Consider the following 22,265-nt stretch of genomic DNA (forward strand, 5'->3'; position numbering starts at 1 on the left):
ATCCATTTATCACCTGAGCTCATGAATATCACCCTGCGCCAGCTGCGCGCCTTCATCGCCGTCGCGCGCACCGGCAGCTTCACGCTCGCCGCGGAGAGTCTCTTCGTCACCCAGTCGGCGCTGAGCGGGCTGATCAAGGAGATGGAGCAGTCGCTGGGCGTGCGCCTGTTCGACCGCAGCACGCGGCGCATCCAGCTCTCGGACATCGGCCGCGAGATCTTCCCGCTGATCGACAAGACCCTGCTCGACCTCGACGGCGTGCTCCACGAGGTCGCGAACCTGAAGGCGCTGAAGAAGGGACTGGTGCGCGTGGCGGCGCCGCAGCTGATGTGCAGCACGCTGCTGCCCGAGGTGATCGCGGCCTACCGCGAACAGCATCCCGAGATCGAGATCCGGCTCGTCGATTGCGCCGTCGAGAGCGTGGTGTCGCGCGTATTCTCGGGGGAAGTGGATTTCGGCATCGGCCCGGAGCGCGACCCGAACTCGGAGATCCGGTCGGACGAACTCTTCACGCTGCCGTTCCATGCGGTATTCCCGCCGCGGCACGCGCTCGCGGCGAAGAAGGAAATCCGCTGGGCGGAGCTGATCGACTACCCGCTGATCACGCTGGAAGGGCAATTCACCGAGCGGCTGTCGATGGACCTGCACGAGGGCAAGCGCGAGTTCGACCTCGCGCCGCAGGCGACGGTGACCTTCATGTCGACGGCCCTGTCGATGGTCAGCGCCGGGCTGGGCGTGACGATCTGCATCCCCTACGCGGCATCGCTGGTGCGCCTGTACGGGCTGGAGATGCGCCCGCTGCTCGCACCCGTGGTGTCGCGGCGCTTCTACGTCTTCACGCGCACGGGGCGATCGCTGACGCCGGCGGCGGAAAGCCTGCGGGCGTTCGTGCTGAAGTTCATTGCGGGGCATCCGGATTTGCAGGGGCGGTAGGCGGGAACCCGTTTACCGCCCTTGCAACCGCGTACCGTGCGGGATGAGCCCTTCGACAGGCTCAGGGCGAACGGCCATGATTCGCCCGACCCCGCGTCAATAACTGCTTACTGTCCGCCGCCTGCCGCAGGCGCGTCGACGCCTTCGCGGGCGATGCGCATCGCTTCGCGCAGCACCGAGATGTCGCCGATGTGGTTCGCGAGCAGCAGGATCAGGCGCGCGTTCACCATCGCGCTCTGCTCGTCCGTCAGGTCGCGGTGGGTTTCGATCAGCGCCTCGTAGAAGTCGTCGCCGGGCGAGAAGGCGCGGAAGTGGCGCTTGCCGGGTTCGTGCAGGTTCGGTTGCGTGTTGAGTGCCATGGCGGTCTCCATCAGGCGTTGCAGGTGGCGCGCGCCACGGCGGCACGCACTTGGGCGACATCCAGCGCGCGCCAGCGGGCGGCGACGTGCTGGTCAGGACGCACGAGGTAACTCGTGTCTTCGCGCAGGTCGTAGCGCTCGCGCACACGGCCCTTCGCATCGATCAGGGTCTTGAGGCCCGCAGGCGCGGCGCCGCGTTCGGTGACGATGATCGCCTCGACCGGGATAGTCGCGTCGATGAGGCTGCGCAGCGCCTGGGCGGTGACGGCATCGAGGGAACTCGCATCCGGGACGTAGTGCAGCAGCTGGAAGCGGTTGCCGACCGCACCGAGCAGCCACTGCGTGCCGTCGGCGGCCTGCACCGGGGCATCGTCCATCGGCGCGCCGGGGATCATGCTGCCGGCGAAGACGTCGCTGTCCGCGGTGTTGAGGCTCGAGTCGGCGAGGAAACTGGGCACCGACAGCCGCCCGGAATTCACCAGCGCGCGGGCGAAAGCATGGTTCTCGGCCAACCCGAGCACCGCGTTGCGGAAGGTCTTGCTGACTGCGCTCTTGGGCGTGATGAAGTCGGTCGAACGGGTCGAGTTCATGATGTTCTCGTCCGCCGCATGGCAGCGCTCGTCCGAGTAGGTGTCGAGCAGGGTCGCCGGCGCCTTGCCGTCCATCACGAGCTTGAGCTTCCACACGAGGTTGTCGGTGTCCTGGATGCCGGAGTTCGCGCCGCGTGCACCGAAGGGCGAGACCTGGTGCGCGGCGTCGCCGACGAAGAGCACGCGGCCGTGGTTGAAGCGGTTCATGCGCCGGCACTGGAAAGTGTAGACGCTGACCCACTCCAGTTCGAATTCCGGCCCCTCATTTCCGTCGTTTGCCAACATCGCCTTGATGCGCGGGATGACGTTCTCGGGCTTCTTCTCCTCTTCCGGGTCGACGTTCCAGCCGAGCTGGAAATCGATGCGGAAGACGTTGTCGGCCTGGCGATGCAGCAGCACCGACTGGTTGCGATGGAAGGGCGGATCGAACCAGAACCAGCGCTCGGTCGGGAAATCCGCCTTCATGACGACGTCGGCGATCAGAAAGCGGTCCATGAAGATCTTGCCGTCGATGTCGAGGCCCAGCATGGTGCGGATCGGGCTGCGCGCGCCGTCGGCGACGATCAGCCAGTCGGTGTTCACGGTGTAGGCGCCGTCCGCGGTCTCGACACGCAGGGTCGCACGGTCCTCGACCTGCGTCACGCCGATCACCGTGTTCCTGAACCGCATCTCGAGGTTCGGCAACTGGCGTGCGCGCTTGATCAGGTCGTCTTCGAGGTAATACTGTTGCAGGTTGATCATGCCCGGCCGGTGGTGGTCCGGCTCGGGGCAGAGGTTGAAGTTGAACACTTCCTCCTCGCGGAAGAAGGTGCGGCCGACGTTCCACGACACGCCCCTCTGCACCATCTCCTCGGCGCAGCCGAGGCGGTCCAGCACTTCCAGCGTGCGCTTCGCGTAGCACACGCCGCGCGAGCCGATCGACACGGTGTCGTCGTTGTCGAGCAGCAGCACGCGCTGCCCCTGCTGGGCGAGGTCGATCGCGGCGGTGAGGCCGACCGGACCGGCGCCGACGATCACCACGGGGTAATGCCCCTCTCTCCCCTCCCGCCCTTCGGCGATCTCGGGCGGGCGGACGTACTCGAACTTCGGGTATTTGAACGTGCTCAGCACGGGTGTCTCCTCCATATGATTCGTTGTTCCGGCGCCGCATCTTGGGGTGCGTTGGCCCGGAGTTCGGCGCCTGCAGGGGGCACGACTCTGATCGGCCGCTTGCTCAGCCGGGGAAATCGGAAATCGGAGCCGTCAGGAAGCCGACGGCTCCGGCAGGATCACTCCTGCAGCGAATGCCACATCTGCTGGTCGCGCTCCGCAGTCCAGATGCGCGGATCACGGAGGCCGCTCGCCTCGTCGTGCGCGCGCGTCACGTCGAAGGGCAGGCAGTGCTCGTAGATGAAGACCTGGCCGAATTTCGGATCCATGTTCTTGCGCGTGTGCGCCATCGTCGCCTTCAGGTCGAAGCCCTGCGCGACGGCTTCCTGCGCGCTGCGGTACAGCGTCGAGACGAAATCGCGCGTGTAGGCGAGACCGGCATCGACCGCCTCGCGACCGATCAGCGCCGGGCCGCGGCCCGGGACGAGCTTGTCGAATTTCATCGCGGCGAGCTTGTCGAGCGTCTGCGGCCAGTCGGCGAGATAGGCGTCGCCGGTGTAGCAGGCAGCGTCGGCTTCGACCAGGTCGCCGGAGAAGCAGATGTTCTGCGACGGCAGATAGACGATGGTGTCGCCCTTCGTGTGGCCGCGGCCGAGCTGCTTGATCTTCACTTCGAGCTTGCCCAGCCACAGGGTCATCTCCCCTTCGAAGGTCAGCGTCGGCCAGGTCAGGCCCGGCACACTCTCGACGGCCTGAAAGAGGCGCGGGAAGCGGCCGATCTCGGAGTCCATGTCCTGCTGGCCGCGCTCGACGATCAGGTCCCGGGTGTCGCGGCTGGCGATGATCTGCTCCAGGCCCTCGTCCTTGTAGCCCGAGGCGCCGAGCACGCGCACGGCGTGGTAATGGGTCAGCACGACGTACTTGATCGGCTTGTCGGTGATCTCGCGCACCTTGGCGATCACACCCTGCGCGGCGACCGGCGTCGCGGTCGCGTCGATGATCATCACGCCGTCGTCGCCGATGATCACGCCGGTGTTCGGGTCGCCCTCGGCGGTGTAGGCATACGCGTTGTCGGAGAGCTTGTCCCAGCTGATCTTCTTTTCTTCGAGGTCGGCTTGCGAGGCGAATTTTTTGGCGGTCATGATCTTGCGTCTCTATTGGTGGGGTGGACGATTCGAATCCTAGACACAAATTCGTCTTTGGTAAACTATTTCGTTATTATCGAATTATGAAACCAGACGCCGCCGGCTCGTGGCCTCACTGCCCGATCGTGAACGTACGAACGCCGATCACTGTTGCGACGTGATCGGCGGTATCGGGTAACACAAAAAAAAAGGATGGAGCGCCTCTCACCGACTGGCGGCAGGACGCTGCACTGGACGCGGTCACGACCTTCGTCGCGGCAGTCCGGGCGAAACGATGTGCTTTTCACCTCCGCAGGCGCGGAAGGAAGGCAGAGGATGTTGCGTGCGCGTTTGTGGCCTCGACCGCGGCACGATCCAGGAACGGATCGTGCCGCGCAAAGTCCGGCTTATGCTGCCTTGTTCAGGTGACGATACTTCGCAACGGACGACGTCCAGGCGTCACCCGCTTCGCCGAACGATCCCGCCGCGGCTGCGGAAAGGTCCCGCAAGGTGCGCTCGAAAAGACTGAACGCCCCCTTCCAGGCTTCCGGAGTCGGCAACGCCATCGTCGGGACGGCAAGCTGATTACCGAGCAGACGTGCAGCCTCGACTTGTGCGGCCGCGACTGTCTCGTAGCTATCCTTGGCATACGCAAGCGACTTCTCCAACAGCGACTGACCTAACGCCAGTGGCAAGGCTGCCGGATCAGCGGAAGGTTTGCCGCTTGCTGCGGTTTTCGTTGCCGCAACACACTCTTCGAACGCTGCACGCGAAACCGCAAAGGTGCTGTGAGTGAGATGCTCGGTGCAATCCAGATATACGCGGGACGATGCCATGAAGGCGTCGATGGTGTTCGAGAAGGATCGCTCAATGCTGGTGTGGGGTTTGGTGGTCATGATGATTCCTTTCGTAAATCCTCGGGCAACAAGCAACTCTGACATCGGGCGTGTCATTGGTCCTGCTGCTCGAGGTGTGCCGCTCGTTGGCGAATGCCCGCGGCGGAATTGGGAGTAAACTGAGTATGGCCCCTCACGGCGGTGAGTCGACCATTACTTTGTAACGCTTGCGAGGGCCCGAATCCGCTCCAGTTTCAGATATCGGAGAGGCGGTTCCGCTTGTGCTCGTACATCAATTGATCTGCTCGCAGGAGATACTCCGACAGGCTCAGTTCGGAGACCGGATCACACTGCACGATCCCGGTGCTGAACGAGATCCGGTAGGGACAATCCGGCCGCGGCGTGAAGTCTGCGTGGCTTTGCCGTATCCGGGCCAGGAGCACGTCCGGCTGCGGCGTATCGATCGTGAACACGGCAAACTCGTCGCCACCGATGCGGGCAACGACGTCGGCATCGCGAAAGCACTGCTGCAGTATGTGCGCCATGTCCTCGATGAGATCATCTCCGGCATCGTGCCCATCCGCGTCGTTGATCGACTTCAAGCCGTCGATATCGATGAAGACGAGGGCGCCAGGCACCCGTTGGCGTCGGGCAAGCTTGAGACTGCGTTCGGCGTGAAGAAAGAAGCCTCGCCGGTTCAGGAGGCCGGTCATCATGTCGGTCACCGAGATCCTGCGGATCTCCTCTTCCACGGAGTCCCGCCTCAGCAACTCGACCTCGTGAAGACGGGCGGCTTCTGCAATCTCGCTCGACTTTGTCTCGATCCGGGCTTCGAGCGACTTCCGGAAGCTGACATTGCCGAGTGCGGCTCCCGTGATCTCGCCGAGCAGGCGCAAGGTCGGAACTAGCCGGGCGAGTTCCTTGCGGTACCCCTGCCGATACCACACCGACACCAGCACCCCCATGGCCCTGACCGGCGGGAACGGATATGCAATCAGGCTTGCGATGCCAAGCGCAGCGAGTTCGTCCTCGCGCATGCCCGAATCCGGTGCAATCCCGGGAAGCAGGATCGGCGTCCGGTCGGCCATTGCACGTCGCGCAATCCGCAGCAAGGCGGACGCTTCCTGCGTTGGCATGGGCCGTTGGTGATGGCCGAATTCCGTGACGAACTCGCGCTCGCCGTCATGAACGACCAAAAGGCTCCCGTCCGAATGGAGAAGATCGGGGATGGCCTGCCCCGCAAGTTCGAGGACTTCGCCCAGGTCGGATGCCTGCAGGAAATCACGCGCAAGGGCAAGGAGGCGTCGCAGCACCACGGAGCTCTCCGCCGGTCCCTGTGCCATCGCAGTTCTCCCTCAATGATTGCCCCTCGACGTCGAGCGACAAAGGCCGGTCCGGACTACCCGCCTGCGGCTGCAATGGTTCAGGACTTGATCAACGTTAGCAGAATATCCGCGTACCAGGCGCAATTCAGGCCGAGCGCCTCGTCCTGCGCGAGATCGCGCGTCCCGACGTCGAGTCGCGCTGAATGCACACCGAGCAACATCCACGGCAGATCGCCGTAGCTGGGTGGAGGATGCGCCACTCGCATCACCACCGGCGCGCCGCTGGTGCCGCGGTGGGTGCGCGCATCGGTCAGGAAATAGCCCTCGCCATTGAAGCGCAGTCCGAACGAGGATGCGACGACGGCCTGGCGCACCACCGGCATGTGGTGCAGGGTGTCGTGAAAACCGAGCGGAAAGCCCACAACCAGCAGCGAAGTGCCGATTTCGACGTGGTCGAGCTGCCCCGGCAGATGCGCAGGCGTGAAGGCACGGTAAACCAGCTTCGCGGGGAGTGCCCCGCGATCGACTTCGAGAACCGCCACGTCGATATTGCCCGCTGCGTCGAATCCCTGGCGCCACAGGCTCCGGCCATTGCGGTACAGCGGCATCGAGAAGCCCGTTGATTCCGCGAGGTTGTCCGGATTGTTGTGCAGCTCGAGTTCGATGCGGTCCGGGAAGTGCCGGGTCGGCTTGTCGAACAGCACGTGGCGGCCGGTGACCACGAACAAGCGCTGATCCATCACGAAGAAGAACCCGCTCGCATTCGTCAGTGGCCGCTGCCGATCGAAGGTGACGATAGGCACGGTCGTCAGGAGCAGGGATTCGATCATTTGCAGGGCACCGTTATGGATCCCGGCTGGCTGCCGCTGGACCCGTGCGGCGACCTCGATCGCGAAACGACCGGCGGGCGGATTTCGATCTACCACAGCATACGCCACAATGGCCGACGGGCCCGAGCGCGCAGTCTCGATCGAGTGTGCGTCCCGGGCCCGCCCGTGCAGCAAACGCGGATCAGGCCGCGATCGCCTCCAGCGTCGGATAGTCGATGTAGCCTTCCGGGCCGGGCGCGTAGAAGGTCTTCGGGTTCGGCGTGTTGAGCGGCGTGTCGTGCTTCAGGCGCTGCACCAGGTCCGGGTTGGCGATGAAGAGGCGCCCGAAGGATACCGCGTCCGCCTTGCCCGACTCGACCGCGGCGATGGCCGCCGCACCGTCGTAGCCGTTGTTCGCGATGTAGGTGCCCTGGAAGGCTTTGCGCGCCCGGGCGTAGTCGAAGCCCGGCACGTCGCGCGGACCGCCCGTCGCGCCTTCGATGAAGTGGATGAAGGCGATGCCGCGCTTGTTCAGCTCCTCGACGAGGTAACCGAACACCGCCTGCGGGTCGCTGTCCGCCACGTCGTTGAACGGGCTGACCGGCGAGAGGCGGATGCCCACGCGCCCGGCGCCGACCTCGGCGATCACCGCATCGACGATCTCCAGTGCGAAGCGCGCACGGTTCTCGACCGAGCCGCCATACTCGTCGGTGCGTTGGTTGGCCCCGTCGCGCAGGAACTGGTCGACCAGATAGCCGTTCGCGCCGTGGATCTCGACGCCGTCGAATCCCGCACGCAGCGCGTTCGCCGCACCGCGACGGAATTCATCCACCACGCTGGCGATGTCCTCGACGCTCAGCTCGCGCGGCTGCGGCACATCGACCTTGCCGCTGCGCGTGTAGGCGATCATCTTCGGCTGGATGGCCGACGGCGCAACCGGATGCGCACCCCCCGTCAGATCGGGATGGGTGATCCGGCCGACGTGCCACAGCTGCGCGACGATCCTCGAGCCCGCTTCATGCACGGCGCGGGTGATCGTCTTCCAGCCTTCGACCTGCGCATCCGAGTAGATGCCGGGCGTCGCCATGTAGCCCTTGCCCAGCGGGGACACCTGCGTGCCTTCGCTGATGATCAGGCCCGCGTTGCTGCGCTGGCGGTAGTACTCGACGTTCATCGCGCTGCCGGGAATGTCGCCGGCCGCTTCGTCGGCGCGGCTGCGCGTCAGCGGGGCCATGACGACGCGGTTGGCGACTTCGATGTCGCCGATGCGTGCCGGCTGGAAGAGCTTGCGGGTGTCGGATTCGCCGCCGTTGCGGGCGGCCTGCGGGTGCGGAGCGTTCATGGTGGGATGTCCTTCGTTGACTGCAATCGAAAACCGGATCAGTCGCCTGATCGACTTGCTGCGATTATGTCCATGCCTGATCCGTGGGAGTAGCTCACTGCGGTGATAGCATCTATTCCTTGCAGGAATATACCGGAGCCGCAATGGACCGCATGCGCCTGATGGAAACCTTCGTCCGTGTCGTCGAAACCGGGAATTTCTCGGCCGTCGCGCGCGAGGCACGCAGCACGCAGTCGGCGATCAGCAAGCAGGTGCAGGCGCTCGAAAAGCTCGTCGGCGCACCGCTCCTCGTGCGCTCCTCGCGCAGCCACTCACTCACCGAGGCGGGCCAGCTGTACTACGAGCGCTGCCGGCAGGTGCTCGACACGCTGGAGGAGGCGCACATCGAAGTGCACCGCACCGAACATGAAATCGGTGGCGTGCTGCGCGTGGCCGCCCCTGCCGCGTTCGGAAGGCTGCACATCGTGCCGCGCCTGCCCGCCTTCTACACGCGCTACCCCAGGATCAAGATCAACCTGCAGCTCGACGACGGCTTCACGGATCTGGTCGCCGCCGGCATCGACGTCGCCTTCCGCGTCGGCGAACTCAAGGACAGCCGCCTCGTCGCCCGCCGCATCGGCACCGCACACCGCGCCACCCTCGCCTCGCCCGCCTACCTCGAAGCGCACGGCGAACCGCAGCATCCCGACGAGCTGCGAAAGCACAACTGCCTGATCTACACCGGCCTCGCGACACTCGACGAATGGAGCTACCGCGACGCCGACGATCGGCCGCACACCGTGCGCGTCGACGGCAACTTCCAGTCGAACAGCTCGGAGGCCATCCGCCAGGCGACGTGCGAAGGGCTCGGTATCAGCTACTCCCCCGTGTGGACCTTCGGCGACGACCTGCGCGCCGGCCGCGTCAAACCCATCCTCACCCGCTACCGCCCGCCTTCCCTGCCGCTCAACGTCGTGTTCCAGCCCGCGCGACGCCCCTCGCTGAAGGTGAACAGCTTCGTTAACTACTTCTCCGAAGCGTTCAGCCGCGACCCGGACATCGCGCAGATGCTCGCCGCAACGCCGTGAGACGCCACTCCCTCACGTCCGCAACCGCTCCCGCAGCTCGCGCTTCAGCAGCTTCCCCGACGCGTTGCGCGGCATGTCCTCGACGAAATACACCCGCTTGGGCACCTTGAACGCTGCCAGATTTTCGCGCACGTGGGCGATCAGCTCGTCTGCGCTCGCCGTGGCACCCTGTTTGAGCGCAACGACCGCCGCGACGGCCTCGATCCAGCGTTCGTCGGGCAGGCCGATCACCGCGACCTCGGCCACCGCCGGGTGCGTGTACAGGCACTCCTCGACCTCGCGGCTCGCCACCACCACCCCGCCGGTCTTGATGATGTCCTTGATGCGGTCGGTGATGTAGAGATAGCCGCCTTCGTCCAGGTAGCCGACGTCGCCGGTACGGAACCAGCCGTCGGCGAAGCTGCCTGCCGTCTCTTCCGCCTTGCCCCAATAGCCGCTCATCAGCTGCGGCGACCGATGCACGATCTCGCCCATCTCGCCGGGCGCAAGGTCCTGCATGTTCACGTCGACGATGCGCGTCTCGACATTGAAGATCGGCCGCCCCGCCGAGGCCGGGCGCTCGGCGTGCTCCTCGGGGCGCAGCACCGTCGCGAGCGGCGCGATCTCGCTCTGGCCGTAGCAGTTGTAGAGCTTCAGCGCCGGCAGGCGCGACGCGAGTTCCTGCAGCACCGGCACCGGCATGATCGACGCGCCGTAATAGCCCTTCTGCAGCGACGCGAGGCGCGCGGCGTCGAAGCCGGGATGGCGCAGGAAGGCGATCCACACCGTCGGCGGCGCGAAGAAGGATGTCACGCGCTCGCGCTCGATCAGCTCGAAGCAGCGATCCGGCTGCGGCGCCTGCACCAGCAGCGTCGTGGCGCCGACGAGCAGCTGCGGCATGAGGAAGACGTGCATCTGCGCCGAGTGGTAGAGCGGCAGCGCGGCGAGCGACACGTCGTCGCCGCGGATGTCCGTCGCGAGCAGCGTGCTCGTGTATTCGGCCAGCAGCGCGCGATGGCTCATCATCGCCCCCTTGGGCGCAGCGGTCGTGCCGGACGTGTACAGCAGCTGGGCGATGTCCTCGTCCGTCGCGTCGATGTCCGGCGCCGCATCATCCGCCTCCGCCCGCGCCCACCCCAGCACATCCCGCGCGCTGCCGCCGTGCAGCGTCCCGCGCCATTCGCAGCCCAGCGTCGGCCCGAGCGCCTCGACGTGCACCGCCATGTCGGCATCGCAGAACAGCGCGCGCGCACCGGACTGGTCGACGATGTAGCGCAGCTCCGCGTCGAGCAGCGCGTAGTTGATCGGCACGTGGATCAGGCCCGCCCGCACGCAGCCCAGCCACAGCAGCACGTAGGCGTCGGAATTGCGCCCGTAGGCCGCGACGCGGTCGCCGGCGACGAGGCCCAGCGCCAGCAGCCGGTTGGCGACGCGATTGGCCGCGCGGTCGAGCTCGGCGTAACGCCAGCTGCGCGCCTCGAAGCGCAGCGCCTCGCGCTGCGGGTTGCGGCGCACCGATCGCGCGAACGCATCGCCGATCAGGTTGCGCGCGGCCCGGCGCGCGTTCGGGTTCAGGTCGGCGGTTTTCACGGCACTCATCTCTTGTCTCCTCCGTTGTACCGGGGCCTCGGCTGCGCCCCTGTTCGTCTACTTGCTTGCTTCGTCGCGTCAGATTCGTTCGATCACCGTCGCCGTCGCCATGCCGTGGCCGATACACATCACCTGCAGGCCGAACTGGCCGCCGCGGTGCTCCAGGCCGGCAAGCATCTTCGCCATCAGGCCCGCGCCGCTGCCGCCCAGCGGGTGGCCGTGGGCGATCGCGCCGCCCCACGGGTTGAGCTTGTCGAGGTCCGGCGCGAACTCGCGTGCGAAGCATAGCGCGACGCTGGCGAAGGCCTCGTTCACCTCGATCCAGTCGAGGTCGCGGATCGACAGCCCCGCGACCTCCAGCGCGCGGCGCGCGGCGGGGATCACGCCGGTGAGCTGCATCACGGGGTCGGAACCGATCGCGACGCGCGCACGGAATCGCGCCCGCGGCTGGATCCCGAGCGCCTCGGCCGCCCCGCGACGCCCCACCAGCACCGCCGCCGCGCCGTCCGACATCTGGCTCGCGTTGGCCGCGGTGACGCCACCTTCGCCCGGCTGGCGAAACACCGGCGCCATGCCGCGCATCCGCTCCACGTCGATCGATGCGCGGATGCCCTCATCGTGCGCCAGCGTGATCGCTGCCCCTTCCTTGTCCACGCCCCGCACCGGCAGGATCTCCGCGTGCACGCCGGCGGCCCGCGCAGCCTCGGCGCGGCGATGGCTCTCGATCGCGAATTCGTCCATGTCCGAACGCGACAGTTTCCACTGCTCGGCGACACGCTCGGCGCTTTCCACCTGATGCGGGATCGCGTAACGGCGCAGGATGTCCGGATGCAGGCCGTCGAAGCCGCGGAAATCGCCCTTGCCCAGCGTCAGGTCGAGGAACATCGGCACGCGGCTCATGCTCTCGACGCCGCAGCCGATCGCGAAATCCAGGTCGCCCGCCGCTACCGCCTGCGACGCGGCGTGCACCGCGAACTGGCTGGAGCCGCACATGCGGTTCATCGACACGCCCGGCACCTCGGCCGGCAGGCCCGCCAGCAGCGCCGCCTGCCGACCGATGTTGGCACCCTGCTCGCCCGCCTGGCTCACGCAGCCCGCGAGCACGTCGCCGACGCGGTCGGCGGGCAGGCCGGTGCGCTGCAGCAAGCAGCCGATCGCCGTCGCCAGCAGTTCGTCGGGGCGCGTTTCGCGCAGCGCGCCGCCGCGGCGGCCGAAGGGGGTGCGGACGGCGCCCAGGATCAGCGCTTCGTTGGGGTTGGTTTGGGTCATTCAATACTCCTTCAGTTCAGGCCCGCTGCATTTCGCGGGCGATGATGTTGCGCTGGATCTCGCTCGTGCCTTCGTAGATCTGCAGCACCTTGGCGTCGCGGAAGAGCTTCTCGACCGGATACTCGGTCGAGTAACCCATGCCGCCGAAGATCTGCACCGCCTCGGTCGCGGCCCACATCGCCGCGTCGGCGGCAAAGGCCTTGGCGATCGAAGCCTCGATCGTGTTCGGCCTGCCCTGATCGAGCAGCCATGCCGCGTGGTAGGTCAGCAGGCGCGCCGCCTCGAGCTTCATGCGCATCTCGGCGAGCTTGTGCGCGACGGCCTGATGCTCGATCAGGCGCTTGCCCATGCTGCGGCGCTCGGTGGCGTAGGCCAGCGCCTCGTCGATGCAACGCTCGACGAGGCCGACGCCGAAGGCCGCGACCATTGGCCGCGAGTGGTCGAACACCTTCATCGCAAGCTCGAAACCGCTGCCCTCCTCGCCCAACCGCTGATCGTCAGGCACGAAGACGCCATCGAGGAACACCTCGCAGGTGGGCGCGGCACGCTGCCCGAGCTTGCCCAACGGCTCGCCGACCGACAGCCCCTTGCTTTCGCGCGGCACGATGAAGGCCGTCATGCCGCGGTGGCCCGCGTCCGGGGCGGTATTGGCGAAGACGACGAAGAACTCGGCCACATTGGCGTTCGAGATCCAGATCTTGCTGCCCGTCAGCATGTAGCCGCCGGAAACGCGCTCGGCGCGCGTGCGGATGCCGGCGACGTCCGACCCCGCTCCCGGCTCCGTCATCGCAAAACCTGCCAGCGCTCCCTGCGCGGCTGCACCGAGATAGCGTTTGCGCTGCGCCTCCGTTCCGGCGATCGCGATCGGCTCGGTCGCCAGCGCATTCACGCACAGCGCAGTCCCGATCCCGAGGCAGCCGCGGCAGAAGGCTTCGGTCACCAGCACCAGCTCGAGGCAGCCCAGACCGCCGCCGCCGACCACTTCGGGCAGGTTGATGCCCAGCAGGCCGAGCTCCTGCGCCCGCTGATGCACCTCGACCGGGAAGGCCTTGCTGCGGTCCGCCTCGGCCGCCCGCGGCACGATTTCACGGTCCGAGAAACGCCGCGCGAGTTCGCGGATCTCGCGCTGCTCCGGGTTCAACTGAAAATCCATGTTTTCTCCTGGAAACCACCACCCGACGGGCGATGGACGCACCTGTGCTTTAATTGCCAACATGCGGCGTCACTCGACGTCGATCACCGCACCGGCAACAAATCAACTGTTTCAGATGTCTTGATTTCCGATCCATACTATTGCGTATGGTCATCACTGTGGATGACAGAAAACGCCCATCGATTGACATTTTCTGCCACTCGCCAGCTGTTACATGGAAATCACCACAGCATGAATTCCCCGTCGGTCACCGTTCCGATCCGCATGATCAGCCAGCTCGTCCAGCGGCTCGGGGACCGCCAGGCGCTCGCCTGCGACTGCATCGCCCGCGCCGGCATTGCACCGGCCCTGCTCGAACAGGAATCCGCCCGCGTCACCGTCGAACAGTTCGCGCTCTTCTACCGCACGCTCGCGGTCGAGCTCGACGACGAGACGCCCCTCTTCTTCTCGCGCCCCCTGCGCGCTGGCACGCTCAAGTTCCTGTGCCTGTGCATGCTCGACGCTGCCAACCTGCGCGTCGCGCTACACCGCTACTGCGGCTTCTTTCGCCTGCTGCTGGACGACATCCATTTCGAAATGCGCGACGACGACGGCCTCACGCGCGTCGCGCTGGTCGAGCGCGCGGACCTTGGCGAGATTCGCGTGTTGATCCTGGAGCTGATGCTGATGCTGGTGCAGGGCATCGCGTCGTGGATGATCGACCGCAAGCTCCTCTTCGCCCACGTCGATCTCGCCTACCCGCCCCCGGTCCACGCCGGCGATTACATCAACATGTACGCCGGCCCCGCCCGCTTCGACCGCCCCCTCACGGCGCTTTACGTCGAACCCGCCTTCATGGACGCGCCCATCCGCCAGGACAAGGCCTCGCTCGCCGCCTTCCTGCGCAAGGCCCCGATGGACTGGATCCACGCGTCGGTGAGCGAACGCCTGGTCACCCACCGCGTGCGCGACCTGCTCGAAGCGCGCCTCGGCACGCCGCAATCGGTGGAAGACGTCGCACGCGCGCTGCACATCTCGCCGCGCACCCTCGCCCGCCGGCTCGACGCCGAAGGCACGCACTTTCAGGCGATCAAGGACGCATTGCGGCGCGACGTGGCGATCGCACGCATCTCGCGCTCCGACGAATCGATCGCCAACATCGGCGCCGATCTCGGCTTCGACGACCCGGCGGCGTTCAATCGGGCGTTCAAGCAGTGGACGGGGACACCGCCGGGCGCTTATCGACGGCGTGGGGCGGGTTTGCGCGTGCAGGAATAGCTCCCGCCTTCGCTCGCCGCGGCCGGCCAACGCCCGGTTATCAACGCGCGAGGCCGGGATAGAGCCTTGCCGCGAGCGCCAGCAGGGTCGCGAACACGCCGAGCATGATGCCAAAACTGGCGCCGACCGCATGAACACTGCTGCCGCCGATGATCATCGCACCGCGCAGGACGTCGACGAGGTAGGTCAGAGGGTTGAACATCGCAATGATCTGCAGCCACGGCGGCATCAGGTCCAGCGGGTAGATGGCGTTCGACGCGAAGAAGAGAGGCATGGTCAGCACCTGGCCGATGCCCATGAAACGCTCGCGGGTCTTCACGATGCAGGCGATCACCAACGAAAAGCTCGAGAAGATGCAGGAACCGGCAAAGACGGCGGCCGCAACGGTCAGCATGGGCAGGACTTCCCAGCGGATATCGACTTTCAACGTGATTGCGACGAGATAGACCACGACGGCCTGCACCAAGCCCCGCATCCCGGCGGCGAGCGCCTTGCCGAGCACCAGCGCACTGCGATGGGCCGGTGTGACCAGCAGCTTGTGCACGATGCCAAGGTCGCGCTCCCAGATGATGGCGATGCCGTAGAAGATCGCGCTGAACAGGATGCTCTGGGCGAGGATGCCGGGCGCCATGAAGTCGAGGTAGCGCAGGCTGCCGGTCGCAATCCCGCGGACCTGACTGAACACCTGACCAAAGACGCCGAGCCACAGAACCGGTTGCACCGCGCGCGACAGCAGTTCGGTCGGATCGCGCCTGAGCTTGCGCATCTCGGCATCGGCCACCGCTGCGCTTTCGAGAACGGCGCGCCACATCCCGTTCATCCCAGCCTCCGTATCGCGCTGCGGCTTTCGCGGATCTCGCGGTAATTGCCGCCCGACTCCAGCACGGCGCCGCTGTAGTGCGCGAAGACGTCTTCGAGCGTGGCCGCCGGGCCGACGCCGGCCTTGAGCTCTTCGGGCTTGCCGGTGACGACGAGGCGCCCCTGATGCAGGATGCCCAGTTCGTCGCACAGGACTTCCGCTTCCTCCATGTCATGCGTGGTGATCAGGATGGCCATGCCGTTGCGCTGCCGCAGTTCGAGCAGCTTGTCCCACACCGTGCGCCGCGCGACCGGATCGAGGCCGATCGTCGGCTCGTCGAGGAACAGCACTTCCGGCACATGAAGGGTCGCCTGAGCGATCTCCAGCCGCCGGATCATGCCGCCGGAGTAGGTGCGCACCAGTCGGTCGCCCAGGTCCTCCAGGCCTGCAAACGCCAATGCATCGCGAACCCGCGCAGCGCGTGTCTTGCCGCGCAGCCCGTACAGGCGCGCGGAAAGGTTGAGGTTCTCGATAGCGGTCAGCGCGCCATCTGCGGAAAGAAGTTGCGGTACGTATCCGATCCGGCGCCGGACCTCCACTGGATCCTTCGCGACATCGAATCCCGCCACGCGGGCGAGGCCGTCGCTCGCATCGAGCAAGGTCGTGAGAATCTTGATCGCGGTGCTCTTGCCCGCGCCGTTCGGTCCGAGCAGGCCGAAGATCGTCCCCTGCGCGACCGTCAGGGTGACGCGGTCGAGCGCGACAAGATGGTTGAAGCGCTTGCTCAGCCCTGCGGTGGCAATCGCTGCGATGGGTTCGTCGTGAGCCATGAATCATCCTACACCCGCGCGTCATGGCCCGCGTGACGCCGACGACACCAACCCGTTCGACACGGCAGACGGTTCGCGGATGCCCTTCGCCCGGCCCGTGCGCAGCGCTCAGGAGTGATTGGCCCGACGCCGGTAGAAGAGCCTTTTCCCTGCTTCGGTGCAGAGGACGTAGCCGGCGACGATCAGCAAGATCACGGCAAGCAGCGGCAGCGGCAACGCGACGAAATTGAACGCGGGAGCGAGACCGGGCACGTAGGGAAGGACGATGGCGCCGACTGTGACGATCAGGGTGGAGCCGAGTAGCAACATGCTGGGCCGGCTGCGCCACATCGGCTGGGCAGTGCGCAGCACGAGCACGACGGCGAGTTCGGTAAGCAGCGAAACGACGAACCATGCCGTCTGGAAGCTTGCCTCGTCGGCATCGAACACTTTCAGCAAGACGAAGAAGGTCAGGAGATCGAAGGCGCTGCTGATCAGCCCGAAGACGATCATGAAGCGCCGCACGTCGCCGACATTCCAGCGCTGGACCTGCGCGATGTGGTCGCGGTCCACGCGATCCGTCGAGATGGCGATGGACGGGATATCGGAAAGGAAGTTGTTGAGCAGGATCTGCTTGGCGGCAAGCGGCAGGAAAGGCAGCAGGGGCGTGGCAAGCGCCATGCTGACCATGTTGCCGAAATTGGCGCTGGTCGTGATCGAGATGTACTTCAGGGTGTTCGCGAAGGTATGGCGCCCCTCCTCGACGCCGGTGCGCAACACTCCGAGGTCGCTGCGGAGCAGGACGACGTCGGCACTGTCGCGCGCCACGTCGACCGCGTCCTGCACCGAGATGCCGACATCCGCGGCATGGAGCGCGGCCGCGTCATTGATGCCATCGCCCAGGTAGCCCACTGCGTGGCCGGTGCGCTGCAGGGCGTGGACGATACGCTCCTTCTGTTGCGGATCGACCTCGACGAACAGATCGGTGCGCTCGGCCAGGTGCCACAGCGACTCGTCGGTGACTGCCGCGATCTGTTCGCCGGTGAGCATTGCCGTCGCATCCAGGCCGATGCTCCGGGCGACATGCGCCGTGACGTAGCGGTTGTCTCCGCTGATGATCTTGGTGTGGCACCCCAGCCGGCGCAGTTCGCCGATCGCGTGCGCGGCGTCGGCCTTGGGCGGATCGGAGAACAGCAGGAAGCCTTCGAGGCACAGGTCGCGCTCGTCCTCGTGACCGTAGCTAGGCCTGGCGGCGACCTGCCGGCTCGCGACCGCCAGCATGCGGTAGCCCTCGTCGCCGCAGCGGCGGAAGTAGGCGTCGAGCCCTTTGCGCGTTTCACCGTCGAGCGGCCCTTCGCGGCCATCGCTCCGGACCGCGGCGCACACCTGCAGGACCTGCTCGTAAGCCCCTTTGGTGACAATCTGGTGAAGACCGGACGCGCCGCTTCCTTCGGCGACGACGATCGTCAGCCGCTTGCGGCTGAAATCGTACGGAATCTCGTCGATCTTGGTCCAGCCCGTGGCGTCGAAACCGCTGCGCGTGCAGGCGTCGACGATGGCTGCGTCGAGGGGATTGGGGATGCCGGTCTCGAAGGTGGCGTTGAGACAGGCGAGGCGGCGCACCCGATCGGACTCGACCCCGCCCGGGGCGACGGCCGCGTGCAGGGTGATCGCCCCTTCGGTGAGCGTGCCGGTCTTGTCGGTGCACAGCACGTCCATGCTGCCGAGATTCTCGATCGCTTCGAGCCGGCGCACGATGACGCCCCGGCGCGCGAGTGAGCGCGCACCGTGCGACAGTGTGACGCTGACGATCGCGGGCAACAGCTCCGGCGAGATCCCGACGGCAAGCGCGACCGCATAGAGCAGCGACTCGATCAGCGGACGGCCGAGCGCCTGATTCACCACCAGCACGAACACGACCATGACGATCATGATCCGCACCAGCAGGTAGCCGAACTGGCGCACGCCGCGCGCGAACTCCGTTTCCGGCTGACGCGCCTTCAGGCGCGATGCGACGGCGCCGAATTCCGTGAGCCGGCCGGTATTGACCACGAGGACGGTTGCCGTGCCGCTGCGCACCGAGGTGCCGAGAAACACCGTGTTCGAGCGCCCGGCAAGCGACGCTCCCGCAGGAGCCACGCCCGGCCGCTTTTCCACCGGGAAGGACTCGCCGGTGAGGCTCGCCTCGGTGACGAGGAAATCCACCGCCTGCAGGATCACGCCATCGGCCGGAACGAGGCTGCCGGCCGCAAGCCGGATGACGTCGCCGGGGACAAGGCTGTTGGCGGCGATCGTCACGAGCTGCCCGCCCCGCAACGCCTGAACGGTGAGCGCAAGGCGGCGGCGCAGCGCAGCGATTGCGACAGAGGCGCGATATTCCTGCACGAAACCGAGGATCGCGCTGCCGGCGACGATGGCAAGGATGATCGCCGCGTCCGTCCAGTCACGCACCCACAGCGAAACGCCGGCGCCGAAGACGAGGATCAGCACGAGCGGGCTTTCGAACTGGCGCCCCATCAGGCGCAAGGCGGACAGCTCGGCCTGGTCTTCCACGGTATTGAGGCCGACCCGACGCAGCCGCCGCGCGGCCTCGTCAGCGGCGAGCCCGTCCCGCGTGCTGTCGAGACTTGCCAGCAGTTCCGGAACGGACCGGCTCCAATACGAGGTCTCCACACGTCCCTCCCGCATGCATCAACCGGCGGATGGCTGGTCGACTGCGTGGAATATGCACCTTGAGAGATGCTGCGTCGACCGCCTGCATCACAACGGCGCAATGATTCGACGTGAGCCGCGTCGCGAACGCCTCGTCCCATGCCTTCAACCGGCATCGGGACATCACCCGGATGCCGACGGTCGGTACGGAGATGACGCCCTAGCCGATACCGTAGCGACGCAGGCGGGCCGCTATCGCGATCTGACTTAAACCAACTGGCCTCCACGGAACCCGGGGCGATTCACTCCGGCGACCGTTAAGGAGCGGGGGGATTACCACCCTTCGCCAAACTTTCCCCTTGACAACCCGCCGCTCGTGACATTAAATAAACCAAGTTGATTTATTAATAAGCACCGCCGATGAGCGGGGTGGAAGGAGACAAGCATGGCAACTGCTCCCATTGGGCGCGGCCGCAACTCCGTACGGCTGCGCCGCTACAACGAACGCCTGTTGCTGCAGGTGCTGCGCCGTTCCGGGGAGGCCTCGAAGGCCGACCTCGCGCGCCGGACTCACCTCACCAGCACCGCCATCGGCAGCATCATCCAGTCGCTCGAAGAGAGCGAGCTGATCGTCTATACGGGCCGCCGCATCGAGGGACAGCGCGGCCAGCCGGCGACGCTGATCGACCTGAACCCGAAGGGTGCGTTCGGCATCGGGGTGCGCCTGGACCGCGACACGATCGAGACGGCGCTGCTCGACTTCGGCGGCCAGATCCTTGCCCGCCGCGTGCATGACCGCACCCTGCCCTCGCCCGACGAGACGCTGCAGATCGTGCTCGCGGATATCGGGGAGGTGCTGAAGGTGCTGACCCCGGGGGAGCGCGAGCGCCTGGCCGGGATCGGCGTCGCCCAGCCGTTCAACCTCGGGGCATGGCTGAAGGAGCTGAACCTCGCCAATCCGGACTTCCGCGCCTGGGACGACGTCGACTTCGCGTTCGAACTCGGCGAGACGACCGGGCTGCCGGTGTTCAGCGAAAACGACGGCAACGCGGCGGCGATTGCGGAGCTGTTCTACGGCTGCGGGCGCGAGTTCGACGACTTCATCTATCTGTTCATGGGCCCTGTGATCGGCTGCGGCGTGGCGCTCAACGGCGACTGCCTGCGCGGCGTGACCGGCAACGCGGGTGACATCGCGGTGATGCCTGTGCCGCCGGGCCGTCTGCCCTCGGCACAGGCGCCCGCCGGAAAGTGGGACCTGCTGCTGTCGCGCGCCTCGCTCAATGCGCTCTCGCGCCATCTGCGCTACTGCGGTGCGGATGTGGCGAACCACGCGGACCTCGAGCGCCACATCCGCGCCCATCATCCGGCCGTCGAGGAATGGGTCGAGGACTGCGTCGACGCGCTGACGCCGGCCGTGCGCTCCGCGCTGTGCATGCTGGACGTGCCGGTGGTGGTGTTCGACGCCGACGTCGATGGCGGGCTGATCGACCTGTTGCAGCGCCGCCTCGCCCAGGCGCTGGCCGACACGGCGCCCGAGGCGCGCGGCGCACCCGATCTGGTACGCGGCTCCTTCGGTTCCGACGCCGGCGCGGTCGGTGCCGCGAGCCTGCCGATGTTCTTCAGCTTCTCCCCGCGCGCCGAGATCCTCGGCAGCGTGACCCGTTCCGTGGAGGAAATGCGCGATGCCGACTGATCACCTCAATGGGCACGCTCCTCGCCCCGTGCTCGAAATGCGCGGCATCTCCAAGACCTTCCCCGGCGTGCGCGCGCTGCGCGACGTGTCGCTGACGCTCTACCCGGGCGAGGTGCATTCGCTGATGGGCGAGAACGGCGCGGGCAAGTCGACGCTGATGAAGATCCTGTCCGGTGCGTATACCGCGGACGAGGGCGGCGAGATCCGCATCGACGGCCAGCCGGTGGTCATCGACGGACCGCTGTCGTCGAAGGCGCTGGGTGTGGCGGTGATCTACCAGGAACTCACGCTGTGCGCGAGCCTGACGGTGGCCGAAAACATCTACCTCGGGCGTGAGCTGCGCAGCGGCGGGCGCATCGACCGGCGCGCGATGGAAGCGGGCTGCGCGGACATCCTGACCCGGCTCGGCGCCTCCTTCGGTCCACGCACGCTGGTCGGCGACCTGTCGATCGCGGAACGCCAGCTGGTCGAGATCGCCCGTGCGATCCATGCGAACGCACGCATCCTGGTGATGGACGAGCCGACTACGCCGCTGTCCTCGCGCGAGACGGACCGCCTCTTCGAATTGATTCGCCAGCTGCGCGCCGACGGCCTCGCGATCGTTTATGTCAGCCATCGCATGGCCGAAATCTACGAGCTCTCGGACCGCGTGTCGGTGCTGCGCGATGGCGGCTACGTCGGCACCCTGGACCGCGCCGATCTGTCGGCCGAATCGCTGGTGCAGATGATGGTGGGCCGCGACCTGTCGGGTTTCTACAAGAAGGACCACGGCGCCTACGAACCGGGCCATGTCGTGATGGCGGTGCGCGACATGCGCGACGGCAAGCGCGTACGCGGCTGCGGCTTCGACCTGCATGCGGGCGAGGTGCTGGGCATCGCGGGCCTCGTCGGCGCCGGCCGCACGGAACTCGCGCGCCTGATCTTCGGCGCCGACGAGCGCACGGGCGGCGAGCTGGTCGTCGATGGCGTGCCGATCCGGCTCAAGACGCCGCTCGACGCGATCCGCGCGGGGGTCGTGTATCTGACTGAAGACCGCAAGGGCCGCGGGCTCTTCCTCGACATGAGCGTGCGCGACAACATCAACGTGTGCGCGTGCTCGGATGACGCCCGCACGGGCGGCGTGCTGAACGTCGCGAAAGCGCGCGACCGGGCCGCCGCCGCGATCCGCGATCTGGCGATCCGCGTGCCCGATTCGCGCGTGAACGTCGGGGCGCTGTCGGGCGGCAACCAGCAGAAGGTGCTGCTGTCGCGCCTGCTGGAGATCAAGCCGCGCGTGCTGATCCTCGACGAGCCGACGCGCGGCGTCGACATCGGGGCGAAGTCGGAGATCTACCGGATCATCAACGACCTCGCGAAGCGCGGCGTCGGCGTGATCGTGATCTCGAGCGAGCTGCCCGAGATCGTCGGTACCGCCGACCGCGTGCTGGTGATGCGCGAAGGCGAGCTGGTCGGCGAACTCGGCGGCTATACGGGCACCCCGATCACCCAGGAAGCCATCATCGAACTGGCCACCGGCGCCACCCCCCAGACCCTGCCGCGGGCCGCGTGAACGGCGCGCGCCCATACAAGAGCAGGAGAGACACACCATGG

General features: G+C 66.6%; 18 protein-coding genes. 5 read left to right on the forward strand and 13 right to left on the reverse strand.

Annotated elements, in window-relative coordinates:
- Positions 1-21 precede the first annotated feature (21 nt).
- Positions 22-933: a LysR family transcriptional regulator gene (locus F464_RS0116885; protein ID WP_018991018.1), complete on the forward strand. Its 912-nt coding sequence runs from the start codon at positions 22-24 to the stop codon at positions 931-933.
- 107 nt (positions 934-1,040) lie between these two features.
- Here the strand turns inward: F464_RS0116885 and F464_RS0116890 are convergent, their stop codons facing one another.
- The 7 genes from F464_RS0116890 to F464_RS0116920 all read right to left on the reverse strand — a co-directional run bounded on the left by F464_RS0116890 (position 1,041) and on the right by F464_RS0116920 (position 8,407).
- Positions 1,041-1,292 carry a DUF2783 domain-containing protein gene (locus F464_RS0116890; protein WP_018991019.1) on the reverse strand — a complete coding sequence of 84 codons (252 nt, stop codon included), beginning with the start codon at positions 1,290-1,292 and terminating at the stop codon, positions 1,041-1,043.
- An 11-nt stretch (positions 1,293-1,303) separates the two neighbouring features.
- On the reverse strand, positions 1,304-2,992 hold the full coding sequence (locus tag F464_RS0116895) for an FAD-dependent oxidoreductase (protein WP_026296086.1): 1,689 nt from the start codon (positions 2,990-2,992) through the stop codon (positions 1,304-1,306).
- Between the two features lie 158 nt (positions 2,993-3,150).
- The gene (locus F464_RS0116900; protein WP_018991021.1) at positions 3,151-4,113 is read right to left on the reverse strand and encodes an MBL fold metallo-hydrolase; all 963 of its coding nucleotides are present in this window, start codon (positions 4,111-4,113) and stop codon (positions 3,151-3,153) included.
- A 389-nt stretch (positions 4,114-4,502) separates the two neighbouring features.
- Positions 4,503-4,991 (reverse strand): phasin family protein, encoded by a 489-nt coding sequence (locus F464_RS0116905; protein WP_018991022.1) that lies wholly within the window; start codon positions 4,989-4,991, stop codon positions 4,503-4,505.
- A gap of 194 nt (positions 4,992-5,185) precedes the next feature.
- A complete protein-coding gene (locus F464_RS0116910) occupies positions 5,186-6,247 on the reverse strand; it encodes a GGDEF domain-containing protein (protein WP_232428969.1) in 1,062 nt (353 codons plus the stop codon).
- A gap of 107 nt (positions 6,248-6,354) precedes the next feature.
- Positions 6,355-7,260, reverse strand: a complete 906-nt coding sequence (locus F464_RS0116915) for a S1 family peptidase (RefSeq protein WP_232428971.1) — start codon at positions 7,258-7,260, stop codon at positions 6,355-6,357.
- Positions 7,261-7,267: 7 nt separating this feature from the next.
- Complete coding sequence (locus F464_RS0116920) at positions 7,268-8,407, reverse strand: alkene reductase (RefSeq protein WP_018991025.1); 1,140 nt, start codon at positions 8,405-8,407, stop codon at positions 7,268-7,270.
- A gap of 143 nt (positions 8,408-8,550) precedes the next feature.
- Between F464_RS0116920 and F464_RS0116925 the strand changes: the two genes are divergently transcribed.
- Complete coding sequence (locus F464_RS0116925) at positions 8,551-9,474, forward strand: LysR family transcriptional regulator (RefSeq protein WP_018991026.1); 924 nt, start codon at positions 8,551-8,553, stop codon at positions 9,472-9,474.
- A gap of 12 nt (positions 9,475-9,486) precedes the next feature.
- Here the strand turns inward: F464_RS0116925 and F464_RS0116930 are convergent, their stop codons facing one another.
- The 3 genes from F464_RS0116930 to F464_RS0116940 all read right to left on the reverse strand — a co-directional run bounded on the left by F464_RS0116930 (position 9,487) and on the right by F464_RS0116940 (position 13,465).
- The gene (locus tag F464_RS0116930) at positions 9,487-11,052 is read right to left on the reverse strand and encodes an acyl-CoA synthetase (RefSeq protein WP_018991027.1); all 1,566 of its coding nucleotides are present in this window, start codon (positions 11,050-11,052) and stop codon (positions 9,487-9,489) included.
- Between the two features lie 69 nt (positions 11,053-11,121).
- Positions 11,122-12,312: a thiolase family protein gene (locus tag F464_RS0116935; RefSeq protein WP_018991028.1), complete on the reverse strand. Its 1,191-nt coding sequence runs from the start codon at positions 12,310-12,312 to the stop codon at positions 11,122-11,124.
- A 16-nt stretch (positions 12,313-12,328) separates the two neighbouring features.
- Positions 12,329-13,465, reverse strand: a complete 1,137-nt coding sequence (locus F464_RS0116940) for an acyl-CoA dehydrogenase family protein (RefSeq protein WP_018991029.1) — start codon at positions 13,463-13,465, stop codon at positions 12,329-12,331.
- 231 nt (positions 13,466-13,696) lie between these two features.
- Here F464_RS0116940 and F464_RS0116945 point away from each other — a divergent pair, with 231 nt between their 5' ends.
- Positions 13,697-14,722: an AraC family transcriptional regulator gene (locus F464_RS0116945; RefSeq protein WP_018991030.1), complete on the forward strand. Its 1,026-nt coding sequence runs from the start codon at positions 13,697-13,699 to the stop codon at positions 14,720-14,722.
- 40 nt (positions 14,723-14,762) lie between these two features.
- Here F464_RS0116945 and F464_RS0116950 read toward each other — a convergent pair whose 3' ends face one another.
- From F464_RS0116950 to mgtA, 3 genes are all read right to left on the reverse strand, one after another.
- Entirely contained in the window at positions 14,763-15,542 is a 780-nt protein-coding gene (locus F464_RS0116950) for an ABC transporter permease (RefSeq protein ID WP_018991031.1), read from the reverse strand.
- Entirely contained in the window at positions 15,539-16,351 is an 813-nt protein-coding gene (locus F464_RS0116955) for an ABC transporter ATP-binding protein (RefSeq protein WP_018991032.1), read from the reverse strand. Before F464_RS0116955 ends, F464_RS0116950 begins: the two co-directional genes overlap by 4 nt.
- A 108-nt stretch (positions 16,352-16,459) precedes the next feature.
- On the reverse strand, positions 16,460-19,003 hold the full coding sequence (gene mgtA, locus F464_RS0116960) for a magnesium-translocating P-type ATPase (RefSeq protein ID WP_018991033.1): 2,544 nt from the start codon (positions 19,001-19,003) through the stop codon (positions 16,460-16,462).
- A 424-nt stretch (positions 19,004-19,427) separates the two neighbouring features.
- Here mgtA and F464_RS0116965 point away from each other — a divergent pair, with 424 nt between their 5' ends.
- Complete coding sequence (locus F464_RS0116965) at positions 19,428-20,675, forward strand: ROK family transcriptional regulator (RefSeq protein ID WP_018991034.1); 1,248 nt, start codon at positions 19,428-19,430, stop codon at positions 20,673-20,675.
- The gene (locus F464_RS0116970; protein ID WP_018991035.1) at positions 20,665-22,224 is read left to right on the forward strand and encodes a sugar ABC transporter ATP-binding protein; all 1,560 of its coding nucleotides are present in this window, start codon (positions 20,665-20,667) and stop codon (positions 22,222-22,224) included. Before F464_RS0116965 ends, F464_RS0116970 begins: the two co-directional genes overlap by 11 nt.
- Positions 22,225-22,265: the final 41 nt, after the last annotated feature.

The sequence above is a fragment of the Aromatoleum toluclasticum ATCC 700605 genome (genome assembly GCF_000378245.1).
Classification (GTDB): Bacteria; Pseudomonadota; Gammaproteobacteria; order Burkholderiales; family Rhodocyclaceae; genus Aromatoleum; species Aromatoleum toluclasticum.